A 12,020-nucleotide genomic window follows, 5' to 3' on the forward strand; every position below is an offset into this window, starting at 1 on the left:
TCGGAGACCCAGTGGGCGCTGACCGGGGCGCCGGCGGCCGGACGGGCCGCTCGGCTGCTCGGACATCGGGCTGTGCCTCCTGGGGTGTCGGGTGGGGTGGGTGAACGGTGGTGCGGTACGGGCGGCGGCGGACGCGTGGCGCCGACGAGGCGGATGCGAAAGGACTCGCCGCATCGGTCGGCAGGGGGCGGCGGTTTCGGTTGCCAGGGCTGGTCGCGTAGAAGTGGCTTAGCGCCACTGGAGCGCAGCGGACCCGAGCGGGGTCCGCCGGCCGGGCTGGGGGACCGTGCGCCCGCTGTACGCGAACGGTGTCGCCGGTTCGGTGAGCGGGCCGAAGTCCGTCTCCGTGGTCGACAGCGCGGCGAGCGGCGCGCGCCCGGGCCGGGGCAGGCCGAGTACGTCCTCCCGCGCGAGCAGACCGAGTTCTCGCACCCAGTGGCACACCCCGGCCAGGGTCACGCGGATCCGCCACGAGCCGCCCTCCGCCGCACGCCGGCGCAGGACGGTTGCGACGGCGGCGGCCCCGAGGTAGGCGGCGAGGTAGTCGTTGAGCAGGTACGTCGGCGGCAGCGACGGCCGGTCGGTCCACTCCTCGATGGCGAATCCGGTTGCCGAGCAGGCGAGTTGGTCGAACCCGCCGCGCTCGCCCCACGGACCGTCGGCGCCCCAGGCGTGGTATTCGAGGGTGATGAGTCCGGGGCGGCGCCGGACGAGTTCCTCGGTCGACGCCCCGTGCCGGGCAAGTCCCCGGTAGGCGTGGACGAAGACGTCCGCGTCCTGGAGCGCGTCGTGGAAGGCCGCACGGTCGTGGTCGTCGCGCAGGTCGCAGTAGGCGTTGCGCTTGCCGCCGCCGGTCATCGCGATCATCGGGATCGGGTCGGGGCGGTCGGGACGCGACAGGTGCAGCACGTCGGCGCCGAACTGGGCGAGCAGCCGCGCCGCGACGGGGCCTGCGATGACATGGGTGAGATCGAGCACCCGTACGCCCGCGAGCGCCTCGTCGGCCGCACCGATCAGCTCCAGCGGCCGGACCGGTCCGTCGCCGACACGTTCGATCTCGACGACCGGGCGCTGCTCGACGTACCGCCCCGCGGGGTGCGCGAGCCACTCGTCCCGGCTGCGCACCGCGCAGGCGACGCCGCCCCGCGCGCAGACGGCCTCCTCCAGCGTGAAGGCGTCCCAGCCGGCCACGGCCTGCGCGATCCCCACCTTGTCGAGCCCGCACCTCAGCACGGAGTGGACCGCGTCCCGCAGATGCGGATAGGTGGTGATGATGAAGATCCACCGGCCGTCGCGCGCCCGGTAGAAGTCGCTGTTGCCGAGCAGGGTCGGGTCGTCGAGGAGGGAGAGGAGCGGGCGTCCCGAGAGCGTCGTGTGGTACGTCGCCATGAGCTGGTCGATCGCGGCCCCGGCCTGCACCTCGACCCTCTGGTGCGGGTGGCCGCGCTGTTCGCCGACCGCCGCCGTCTGCCGCCCGAAGACACCGATCGCGGCGGACATGGCGTCGGCGAGGCGGTGCACCGAGGGCACCAGGGGATCCGCCCCGACGACGGTGACGTCCTCGGCCCCCCGGGCCGGATCGGGGTCGCCGAGCGTGTGCAGCAGCCAAAGGACGATCTCGGCGGTGGACGGCGGAGGCGTCGGCCCGGCCGTGGTCAGCGGGTTCGAAGTCATGCCGGGATGTTCGTTCCCGACACGGCACGAGCGCCCGCGTTCACGGATATCCGTGAACCGGTGCGGACGTCACGTCCGCCCCTCCTGGATGTGCGCGAGGAGCCGGGCCGCCGCCCGGTCCAGACTCAGCCGCTCCGAGCGGCCACGACGCCGGTGCGTCAGGACGAGGGCGCCCGTGACGACGGGGCCGTCGGTGACGGGGATCGCGAGCGCGCTGACCTCGGGATCGGCCAGACCCTCGCTGCGGCTGATCCGCGACGCCCGGATCCCCGGAAGAGCGCGGCGGAACTCGGCGACCGCCTCGGGGTCGTGGCGGGCGAGCTCGTCGAGCAGCCCGCGGCGCTCCGCCTCGTCGGTGAGGGCCAGCAGCAGACGGCCCGCGGCGGTGCGCAGGAGCGGCCGGGCCATGTGCTCGTCGGCCAGCGGCAGGAGGCGGGGGATCTCGTCCTCGCCGCCGCGCGCCAGGTGCACGGCGTCGAGCCCGACCCGCACCGTGAGCAGCACCGGGGTACCCGCGACGCGGCTCAGTTCGTTGAGCTCGGCCTGGCCGATCCGCGGGACGACCCGGCCGGCGATGAGGTTGAGGACGTGCGGGGCGGGCCCGAGCCGGTAGCGCCGGCGCTGCTCCAGCAGGAACCCCGTCGCGACGAGCCCGTTGACCAGGTCCTGCACCGAACTCGCCGGCGCCCCGGCCGCCCGCGCCAACTCGGCCACGGTCACCCCGCCCGGAGCCCGCGCGGCGGCCTCCAGGATCCACACGACCCGGTCCACCGTGCGGTGCGGCCGTCGTCGGCCGTGCTCGCTCATCCCGCCCGCCCTGTCCCTGTCGTACGTCGCCGGCCGATCACGCCGGCACGGCCCGCCGGTTCTCCCCCGCCACCCGACGAGCAGGCCGGCCCCGGCCTGGCACCTGCACCTGCCTACACCGGCGCCTGATCCACGCCGTCATGCCGAGGATCGCGCGAACGGACGGGGCCGCGCCAGGCCCTACCGTGCCGCGAAGGCCCCGACCTTGAATTCGGTGCCGCAGACGCTGAAGACGCCGCCCGGCGAGCCGTTCGCCTTCATGACGTTCACCGTGGTGCCCGCGTCCTTGGGCAGCGCGACCTTGACGTGGGACGCCTGCACCGGGCAGGTGTAACGGGCCGACGCGGTGCCCTCGCCGTTCACGTCGTTGTACAGCACGTCCGCCACCACCGCGGCGCCCGCCGGGATGTCGACCGCTGCCGAGCCGGCCGTGGAGTTGTCCCCCGAGACCGGGCTCGCCTTGCCCTGGTCGTCGGCGGCGACCACGGTCGTCGGGCCGACGATGGTGCAGGGGGCACCCGAGCTGTTGGTGATCTTGAGGGTCGCGGCGGCGGGCTGCGCGTCACTGGCGTGGCCCGAGGACTGGAGGAACGCCACCGAGGTGTTCTTGGTCGTGCAGGCCGCGGTGACGCCGCCCTTACCGGCGCCGGAGGACGTCTTGCCTCCACCGCTCGTGCTCGTCTTGCCCCCGGACGGCGCCGAGGCCGCAGCCGATGCCGAGGCCGCAGCCGGCGCCGACGCCGACGCCGAGGTGGAACCCGACGGGGCGGCTGCTGACGCGCTGGTGCCGGCGGCGCCACTGTCCTGCGTGCCGCTGACGTCGTTGCAGGCGGTCAGGGACAGGGCGAGCGCGGCGACGGCGCCGACGGCGAGCAGGGTGGGACGGGTGGTGGTGCGCATGGCTGGTTCCCCCGATTCTCGTTCGTGGGTCGCGATCCTGTACGAGGTCGCTTCCCCTTGCAGGAACGAGGGTGTTGCGGCGCGCTGGCAGATCACTAACGAGCGCGGCGGCGGTCCTAACGCCTGGCTAACGCGCCCGGATCCTGGCGTGTGCCGCCGCGTGCCGGCGCCGCAGTTCGGGCAGTGCGTCCTGGTCGGCGATGTGCAGCAGGGCATCGAGCGCGGTGACGGCGCCCGCGTCGTAGCCGGTCCGCTCGGCCTCGAGCGCGGCCCGCGCGAGGCAGCGCCGCCCGGCCACGGTGTCGCCGAGCCCGGCCAGCGCCTCGCCCTGCCAGGTGCGCAGGAGCACCCGCCGGGCGACCGCCTCGTGCTCCGGGCCGAGGCCGAGCGCCACCTCGGCCGCCTCGTACGCCTGCCGGTGGCGGCCCGCGCCGAGGTGGATGCGGGCCAGGTGCTGGAGCGCGAGCATCCGGGTGTGTGCGTCGTCGGCCTCGGTGGCGAGCGCGAGGGCTCGGGTGCAGGCCGTTTCGGCGGCGCCGGGTTCGTCGTCGGGGAGGGCCGCGGCGAGGTTGACCAGGGCGGTGGCCTCGCCGAGTACGTCGCCTGCGCAGGCCGCGAGTTCGGGTGCGACGCGCAGGTGCCGGACGGCCTCGGCGGTGCGGCCCTCCTCGGCGAGTACCCAGCCGAGCAGGGTCAGGACGCGGGCCTCCGCATAGGGGTCGGCGCAGGAGCGGGCGTCGGCGAGGGCGGCCTCCAGGGTGGGCGCCCAGTCGGCGAGGACCCGCCAGACGACGAGCGGCCACTGGGTCACCGCGATCCGCCAGGCCCGCTCGGGCCGGTCCTCGGCGCTGGCCGCGGCAGCGATCAGGGCGAGGTCGTCGCGTTCCGCGGCGAACCAGCCGATCGCCTCCTCCCGGCTGGTGAAGTCCCGTACTGCGGGCGGCTGTTGAAAGTCATCGGGCTGCACGAAGGCGGGCTCCCCGCCAGGTTCCGCGACCTCGGACGCGGACAGCGCGGTCGCCACGCAGTGGTCGTACAGGCGCAGCCGGGCCGCGGCACGGGCGGCCGGGTCGCGGCTCTGGCCACGCGCGTAGAGCCGGACCAGGTCGTGCAGGACGTAGCGGCCGGGGGCGGTCTCGGTGAGCAGGTGCGCGGCGACCAGGCAGTCGAGGGCGCGGGCCGCGTCCGGCGGGGTCGTGCCGGCGAGCGCGGCGGCGCTGAACCGGTCGACGTGCGTGCCCGGGTGATGGCCGAGCGCGGTGAACAGCTGCGCCGCGTCGGCGGGGAGGTGGGCGGTGGTGAGCCGCAGCGCGGAGGCGACGCCGATGTCTTCGGCGGCGAGCAGCTCGAGCCGCTGGCGCTCGTCGGCGAGCCGGTCGGCGAAGGAGGCGAGGCCGAGGGCGGGGAGTTCCACGAGCCGAGCGGCGGCGACCCGCAGCGCGAGCGGCAGCCCGCCGCACAACTCGGCTGTACGCCGGGCCGCTTGGGGATCGGCGGCGGTGCGGTGCTCGCCGAGGAGACGGGTGAGCAGGGCCACGCTGTCGTCGGTGGCGAGGACGTCGAGGGCGAGGACGCGGGCGGCGTCGGAGGCGACGAGACCGGCGAGGCGGGCACGGCTGGTGACGACGGTGACGCAGCCGGGTCCCGTGGGCAGCAGCGGACGCACCTGGGCGGAGGTACGGGCGTTGTCGAGGACGACGAGCAGGCGCAGTTCGGCGGTGAGCGAGCGGAACAGGGCACCGGCGGCGTCCGCCGACTCGGGCATCCGGCGCGGTGGAACGCCGAGAGCGACGAGGAACTCCCGCAGCAGCTCGGCCGGTTCGGGGTCCGAGGTGTCGCTGAACCCGCGCAGATCGGCGTAGAGCGTCCCGTCGGGGAAGTCGGAGTGCCGGTCGGCCGCCCAGCGCACGGCCAGCGCGGTCTTGCCGACTCCGGCGGGCCCGGTGACCACGACGACCGGCCCGTCAGGTCCGGCCGCGGCCGCGGTCAGCGCGGCGCTCTCGACGGTGCGGCCGTGGAATCCGCGCGGGGTACGGGGCAGCAGGTTGGGCCGGAACTGCACTGACTCCAGGACGGGTTGGGGCGCATCTGCCCGGACCGCGGGGGCGCTTTCGGGGCCGAGAGCGACGGTGAAGGCGGCGGTCAGCTCGGCGCCCGGGCGGGCGCCGAGCTGGTCGGCGAGGACCTGGCGGGCGCGGTGGTAGGCGTCCAGGGCCTCCGAGGAACGCCCCGCGTGGTGCAGCGCCTCGACCAGTCGGGCGGCCAGCGGCTCGCGCAGCGGATGGGCCCCGGTCTCCGGCCGCAACAGCTGGACAGCGCGCTCGTGTTCGCCGCCCGCGACGTACGTGTCGGCGAGCAGCTCGACCGCGGCGAGCCGCGCCTCGTCCAAGGTGTGCGCGGCGGAGCGCAGCAGCGGCGACGGGTAGGCGCCGGCCAGCGCGGGGCCCTGCCACAGGGCGAGCGCCTCGGTGAGCAGCGCGGCCCGGTCACCGGGGTCGGTGGCACGGCGGGCGAGCGCCACCAGGCCGTCGAAGCGGTGGGCGTCGAGCAGCGTCTCCGGCAGTTCCAGGTGGTACGCGGAGCCGCGCGTGCTCAGCTCGACGCCGTACGCCGATGCGTCGACGCCCGCCAACAGTGCCCGCAGGCGCGAGACATGGCCCTGGATCACGGTGCGCGCGTGCAGGGGAGGTTCGTCGTCCCACAGCGCCTCGGTGAGCGTGTCGACCGAGACCGCGACATTGGCCCGCAGCAACAGCATCGCGAGCAGGCTGCGCCGCTTGGCGGGCCCGAGCGGCAACGGCCCGTCGCTCCCGCTGACCGACACGGGGCCGAGGACCTGGAACTCCATGGACGGAACCCTATCGTCCGATGGCTACTGGGGATCGGGAGGTCGAACTTCACGGATACCGCACCGCTCCGTCACCGACCACGTACTCCCACTCGACTGCTCTGCGCCCCGGCCCGCACCCTCGCCGGACACCGACTGCTGCGCGAGCTGCGCCGCCGACACCCCCTGAACGCGGCGGCAGCGCCAGGTGGCACACCGCCGGGGCCCGACGGGGCAGGACTGCTGACCGCGCTGTACTGACGCCGGGCGCTGCGCCTGCTGCTGCCGGACTTCGCCACCCGGGCCGCGCTGCTCGGCGGGCGCGGGGCCCGGGAGAGCGTCGCCCGCACCGGCGGCGACTACGGCCCGTCCGAGGGGGCCGGCCGCCCGGTTGGTGGTACCGGGCGGCGGGTGGCGGAGGGACGGCCTCGCCCCGCCCGCCCCGTGCCCCCGAGTCCCCGGGCGGTCCTGTGGAAGCCGACCGTGCTGGTCCTGGTGCTCACCGTCGGGCAGTCCTCGCCCGGCAGGCCTCGCAGGCGTGGACGCCGGTGTCGCCGTAGCGGCGGATCGGTGTCCCGCAGCCGGCGCACGGGCCGATCTGCCAGGGCTCGCAGCCGTGGGCGAGGGCGGCTTCGCGGCGCTGGGTCTCGGTGGCGTCGAGCCGGCGGTCCTGCCGGGGCACCGTGAACAGCCGTTCGGGGACCTCGTCGAAGGTGTGCAGGCCGGTGCCCGCGGAGTTCCCGCGCCGGGGCCGGGGGTCGTTGAAGGTGAAGGTCTCCTCGCCGTAGCGGCAGGTCGCGTCGAGTTCCTGGCGGGTGTAGGTGATGCCGGCGTCCCCGGCCCCGGGTTCGGCCGGGGAGTCCTCGTCCTCGTCGGGGCCGAACATGTCGTGCCAGCGGTCCCGATCGACTGCGGGCACCCACATCCGGGAGACGGAGCGCGGGTCGCGCTGGTCGGGGATGCGCATCGGAACGAACTCGCCGTCCGCGCTGGCGACGACGAGCTGGTCGACCTCGGTGGGCGCCTTCGCGGGCAGGCACAGCGCGGGCAGGAACCACTCGGCGTGGAAGCGCCCGCAGGAGCTGCCGTTGACCGGGCAGGGCCGCACGCTGCTCGGCAGGCACTTCCACTGCTGCAGGTGCCGCACCCCGGCGCGCACCACCATGGCGAGCGGGGAGGCGATCTCCTTCCAGCTGAAGTCGTCGACCCGGGCCCAGGGTGCCCGCTCGACGACGGCGGAGCGGTCGGTGTCGGTCACCCACAGCGGGACGATCCCGTGCTCGGCGGCCGCGCGGGAGCGGCGGCGGACGGTGTCGGCGGTGATCGGCGAGTACTGGGCCTCCCATCCGATCCGCCGGCCGTCGTCGCCGGTGACGAGGACGTCGGTGCGGATCCGGCCGTCGGTCGCGCGGGCTCCGATCTCGGCCCGGTGGCCGTGGCGTTCGGCGGCCCGGGCGATCCGCTCCTTCATCGCCTGGTGCTTCGCGCTCTCCTCCGGGGTGGGGGTGTGGCGCACCGGCAGGTGGGCGGCCACCCAGACGGTGCGGCCGCCGACCGTCCGGCGGCGGATCGTCATCCACGGGGACCGGCCGTCCTCCTCGGCCTGGCAGGCGCCGTCGCGGTGGTGCTCCAGGCACTCCAGGAGCTCGCGCTCGCGCCGGTCGATCGGGGTGGTGACCTCCTCCAGCAGGCCGGGCCGACCCGGATGGCCGAGGTCGGGCATGGTCAGGTTGATCTCGATGCCGTACGCGGTGTGGAAAACTCCGTTCGCCATATCCGGAGAATAGAAACAGGAAGCGGCAATTTAAACACCGGTGCGAATGTTTAGAATCGGCGAATAAAAGCCTCGAATAACATCAGTCCCACGGTCAACAGGGTCCGGCATTCTGTTTGAATTCCACCCGTGCCCGCCGGTCCGACCAGCGGACCTGCGGGCATCCGCGGTACCGCGAAGGGCCTGGGAGAGGACCTGGGCACACCCGTCCGGAACGCGGCGACCACCGTCCCGGCCTACGTCGGCGACCACCAGGCCGAAGACGTCCTCGCCCGGGTCGCCACCGGCATCGGCATCACGGAGAAACCCACCCGGCCCTAGCGGGCCAGCGCGGCGGAATCAGCGGCGCGAGGCCGCACAACGGTCGCCTCCGGGCGGTACGGATCGGGCCTCAAGGCGTTTGCCAGAGGCGACGAGCGCAGGACGTGCCGGTAGCCAGCAGCACCGCCGCCCCGCAGGGACTCCAGATAGAACACCTTCAGGATCACGGCGAGCTCTGCCTCGGTGACGTCCACGCTGCGCCGGCTGGAGCCCTCTACGGTCCGCGCCCTGGCGATCGCCGCGCCCAGCAGGTCGGCGTCGACCCCAGGGAGGAGGCCGGCCTTCGCGTCCTCGCGGACGGCGTGGAGAAGGGGCATGTCGAAGGCACGCACGCTGATCGTGGTGTCCGGCACGCAGTCGTCCACCGGTACGACGGGCTGCTCGGCTGGACGGTCCCGCAGGGCCCGGTAGCGCAGCAGGTCCTGCCCCAGGCCGGTTACGCGAACCGCCCACGCCGGGCGGGCTTCGCCGACGGCGAGACCGTCGAGCAGTTCGGGACTCGCGAACTCGCACACCTTCGCTCCGACGAGCCGGCGCACGGTCCCGTGCTCCGCGATCCGGCGCTGTAGGGGCAGCTCCCCGGCCAGCCAGCCCGAACTCTCGGCAGCGACGGCCTCCAGCAGCACCCACTCATCGTGACTCAGAGCCACAAAACCCTCCCTCAACGTGACTGTGCCGCCGATCCTGCCACGCCGCCCTCGACGGCGCCCCGGCCTTCGCAAATCCCGGGGGAACACGGCCGGCACCGTCCGACCCCTGACCCCTCATGCCACCCTCACCCGGACCGGGTGCAGCGCGATGCCCAGGCATCGGTCTGGACAGGCGGCTCCCGGACGACGGGCAGGCCGTGGGGGCGGCGCCGATCCGACGGGACTCTCACACCACCACCACTCCCCCGCCGTTACCGCGGGCGACGCCCACCGCGGCCATGTACCCGCGCAGTTAGCCGTCGTACGGGGTGGGGTCGGCGCTGGCCGCGAGCCGGCCGGGCACCGAGCGGCCGGCGGACTTGTACGCGGCGATCTCGCAAGGCGATGCCCAGCCCGGCCGGCAAGTCCCTTCCTAAGCAAGAGAGTTGAACACTGGCGGCTACCGCCGTCGCCGGCGCCCGCTCCGGCCGCGGTGCAGTGCGGGTGCGAGAGGGCTACGTGCCCCGCACCCGTCGGCGCCGAACCCTGCTTTCCCGGTAGGGGGTTCGGCCGCCCGGGCGGGTCGGGCCAGGGGTTTGCGCGATCACCGACAGGCCATTCCGGTCATTCGGTGGCCGATACCCGCGGAAGGTCGCCTTCTTCCCGGATGCCGCACCCCAGGGTGCGGGGGGCTGCCATGCTGGCACCAGCGGAATGTGACATTTCACATTCCGCCCATCCTCCTATCCCTGCCCCGAGGAGAGACACCCATGAAGACCACCGTCATCGCCGTCGTTGCCGCCGCCGCGACCCTGACCACCCTGGCCACCGCCCAGGGGGCCGCCGCCGCGCCGGCCGGGCCGGTCGGCGCGGTCGTGACCTGCGGCACCCCTGGCGCGCCCGGTCCACTGCTGACCCGGGCCTGCGTCGAGGTGACCGGCAACCAGGTCCGCTTCTACGGGGTGGCCACGGCCGGTGACCCGTCCTGGCAGCCCCAGTCCGTCGGCTTCGCCGTCTCCGGCACGGTCGTCGGCGGCGCCCCCCTCGCCCCCGTCAACCCGACCGTCCTCGTCCAGGCCGGCTCGAACCAGGTCGGCAGCGTCTTCTCCAGCGCCCCGTGCGGCGCCACCGTCAGCAACACCTTCTCGGTGAACCAGCCCGGCTGGCCCGCCTCGACCGCCACCGTCTCCACCGTGGTGGCCTGCTGACACCGGACTCCCGCAGGTGTGCCCCGGCCCGCCCGGGGCACACCTCGCCACCGCCCCTCGGAGGGAGGGCACTCTTCCCGCCGCAGCAGGTCAACCGGTACCCGCAACCCGCCACGGCGAACCGGCCGATGTCGCGCAGCCCGAGCACGGGAGCCGGCCGCCGCTTCCTCCCCGGTCGCGGCGGCAGCGTCCAGCGCAACCGCCCGCTCACGGCGCCTCCCGACGCCGCCGGAACCCCGTTCGCCGCCGGCCGCACCCTCGGGAATCCGGGCGATCGAAGCCCAGTTCCGGGTGCGGGAGGGCTACCGGGTACTGGCGACGTGGGCCATTGTCGACCTGGGAACGATCGCCCGCGACACCTACCGGAACGACGAGCTCGGCCGGGGCAATCACTCGCCGACCGACCTGGCCGAGCGGCTCGGCGTCTCGCCATCGGCAATCTCCGGCGCCGCGTCCGGAACCGGCTGGAATCCCCCGATCAACAGGTCAACCGGCGTGCTGGCGCACCGAAGAACCGGCGCCTTCAGTAGAGCGCGAGGAACGCCGAAGGGACGGACACGTGACTGTGTCCGCCCCTTCGGCATTCGTGGTAGCGGGGACAGGATTTGAACCTGCGACCTCTGGGTTATGAGCCCAGCGAGCTACCGAGCTGCTCCACCCCGCGTCGTGGTCCCGACTGTACGGCACCAGTCGGCGATCACCAACTCGGTTCGGCCCGGGCACCGGCGAACAGCGCGAGGACCGCGCCGATCTCGTTCGGCTTGAGGGCCGCCGTGGCCAGGTTCTTGCTCTCGCCCGTCGGGGGCTCGGGCGGCCGCCAGTCGATGCCGGCGGCGGTCAGCACGGCGACCAGGTGCTGTACGGCGGAGGCCAGGCGGTCGGCGTTCTCTCCGGACAGGACGCGTCCCGCCTTGCTCTGGAGGTCCGCCAGGGCCTTCCTCTGGGAGGCGACCCGTTCCACGTCGGGCGTAGGGCGGCCACCGCCGCGCCGGGGTCGGTGCGGTGGTGGCCGCCCTCCTCGCCGTCGGCGAGCCGCCCCGCCCGGTTGGCCGCCGCTGCGAACGGTGGTCCCGTGCAAGCGCATTGGCCGGGCAGGACGAGTCGGAGGAGTTGGACGGGGCCGACCGGCCGGTCACCAGCCGTCGGTGAGCCGGAAGGCGCGGGAGAAGGAGGCTCCGCCCGTGTTCGTCCATTCGTCGAGGACGCCGTAGGTGTCGTCGCGGGCGATGAGGTCGGCGCGGCCGGTGCCCCGGAAGTCACCGGCGACCGTCTGGGAGAACGGACCCCACCCGTCGGTGACGAGCACCCGGTCGGCGAAGGTGCCGTCCCCGTTACCGGGCCACATGTACAGGTTGCCCGTCGCGTCCTCCCTCGCCATCAGGTCCGCGTGCCCCGTCCCCCGGAAATCACCGGCGACCGTCTGCGAGAACGGACCCCACCCGTCGGTGACGAGCACACGGCCCGCGAAAGTACCGTCCCCGTTACCCCGCCACATGTACAGATTGCCCGTCGCATCCTCCCTCGCCATCAGATCCGCACGACCCGTCCCCCGGAAATCACCGGCGACCGTCTGCGAGAACGGACCCCACCCGTCGGTGACGAGCACACGACCGGCGAAAGTACCGTCCCCGTTACCCCGCCACATGTACAGGTTGCCCGTCGCGTCCTCCCTCGCCATCAGATCCGCATGACCCGTCCCCCGGAAATCACCGGCGGTGGTCTGGGAGAACGCGCCCCAGCCGGCCGTCAGGTCGGTCCTGGCCGCGAAGGACCCGTCTCCCCGCCCCGCCCACTCGTACAGGTGCCCGTCCGAGTCGTCGCGGGCGACGAGGTCGCCGGTGCCCTTGCCGTGGAAGGCCCCGGCCGTCGTCTGGGAGAAG

Annotated in this window: 10 protein-coding genes and 1 tRNA gene; 2 read left to right on the forward strand and 9 right to left on the reverse strand. The window is 74.1% G+C overall.

Annotation, left to right across the window (positions count from 1 at the left end):
- Nucleotides 1-228: 228 nt before the first annotated feature.
- The 5 genes from AMK13_RS17070 to AMK13_RS17090 form a co-directional block, all read right to left on the reverse strand.
- Nucleotides 229-1,674: a CoA transferase gene (locus AMK13_RS17070; RefSeq protein WP_074002923.1), complete on the reverse strand. Its 1,446-nt coding sequence runs from the start codon at nt 1,672-1,674 to the stop codon at nt 229-231.
- Nucleotides 1,675-1,743: 69 nt separating this feature from the next.
- Entirely contained in the window at nt 1,744-2,481 is a 738-nt protein-coding gene (locus tag AMK13_RS17075) for a helix-turn-helix domain-containing protein (RefSeq protein ID WP_074002924.1), read from the reverse strand.
- A gap of 180 nt (nt 2,482-2,661) precedes the next feature.
- Nucleotides 2,662-3,381: a DUF4232 domain-containing protein gene (locus AMK13_RS17080; protein WP_074002925.1), complete on the reverse strand. Its 720-nt coding sequence runs from the start codon at nt 3,379-3,381 to the stop codon at nt 2,662-2,664.
- 127 nt (nt 3,382-3,508) lie between these two features.
- Entirely contained in the window at nt 3,509-6,229 is a 2,721-nt protein-coding gene (locus AMK13_RS17085; protein ID WP_074002926.1) for an AfsR/SARP family transcriptional regulator, read from the reverse strand.
- A gap of 478 nt (nt 6,230-6,707) precedes the next feature.
- The gene (locus AMK13_RS17090; RefSeq protein WP_074002927.1) at nt 6,708-7,982 is read right to left on the reverse strand and encodes a competence protein CoiA family protein; all 1,275 of its coding nucleotides are present in this window, start codon (nt 7,980-7,982) and stop codon (nt 6,708-6,710) included.
- A 129-nt stretch (nt 7,983-8,111) separates the two neighbouring features.
- Here AMK13_RS17090 and AMK13_RS17095 point away from each other — a divergent pair, with 129 nt between their 5' ends.
- Entirely contained in the window at nt 8,112-8,303 is a 192-nt protein-coding gene (locus tag AMK13_RS17095; RefSeq protein ID WP_074002928.1) for a hypothetical protein, read from the forward strand.
- Here the strand turns inward: AMK13_RS17095 and AMK13_RS17100 are convergent.
- Nucleotides 8,300-8,929: a hypothetical protein gene (locus tag AMK13_RS17100; RefSeq protein WP_143204554.1), complete on the reverse strand. Its 630-nt coding sequence runs from the start codon at nt 8,927-8,929 to the stop codon at nt 8,300-8,302. The genes AMK13_RS17095 and AMK13_RS17100 overlap by 4 nt on opposite strands.
- Nucleotides 8,930-9,702: 773 nt before the next feature.
- Here AMK13_RS17100 and AMK13_RS17105 point away from each other — a divergent pair.
- Complete coding sequence (locus AMK13_RS17105; protein WP_074002930.1) at nt 9,703-10,140, forward strand: hypothetical protein; 438 nt, start codon at nt 9,703-9,705, stop codon at nt 10,138-10,140.
- Nucleotides 10,141-10,727: 587 nt separating this feature from the next.
- Here AMK13_RS17105 and AMK13_RS17110 read toward each other — a convergent pair.
- The 3 genes from AMK13_RS17110 to AMK13_RS17120 form a co-directional block, all read right to left on the reverse strand.
- Nucleotides 10,728-10,804: transfer RNA gene (locus tag AMK13_RS17110), tRNA-Met, on the reverse strand.
- A gap of 33 nt (nt 10,805-10,837) precedes the next feature.
- The gene (locus tag AMK13_RS17115; protein ID WP_074002931.1) at nt 10,838-11,101 is read right to left on the reverse strand and encodes a hypothetical protein; all 264 of its coding nucleotides are present in this window, start codon (nt 11,099-11,101) and stop codon (nt 10,838-10,840) included.
- Nucleotides 11,102-11,272: 171 nt separating this feature from the next.
- The coding region (locus AMK13_RS17120; protein WP_143204555.1) for an FG-GAP-like repeat-containing protein at nt 11,273-12,020 on the reverse strand (748 nt) is incomplete at its 5' end.

Source organism: Streptomyces sp. CB02056, from assembly GCF_001905545.1.
GTDB lineage: Bacteria > Actinomycetota > Actinomycetes > Streptomycetales > Streptomycetaceae > Kitasatospora.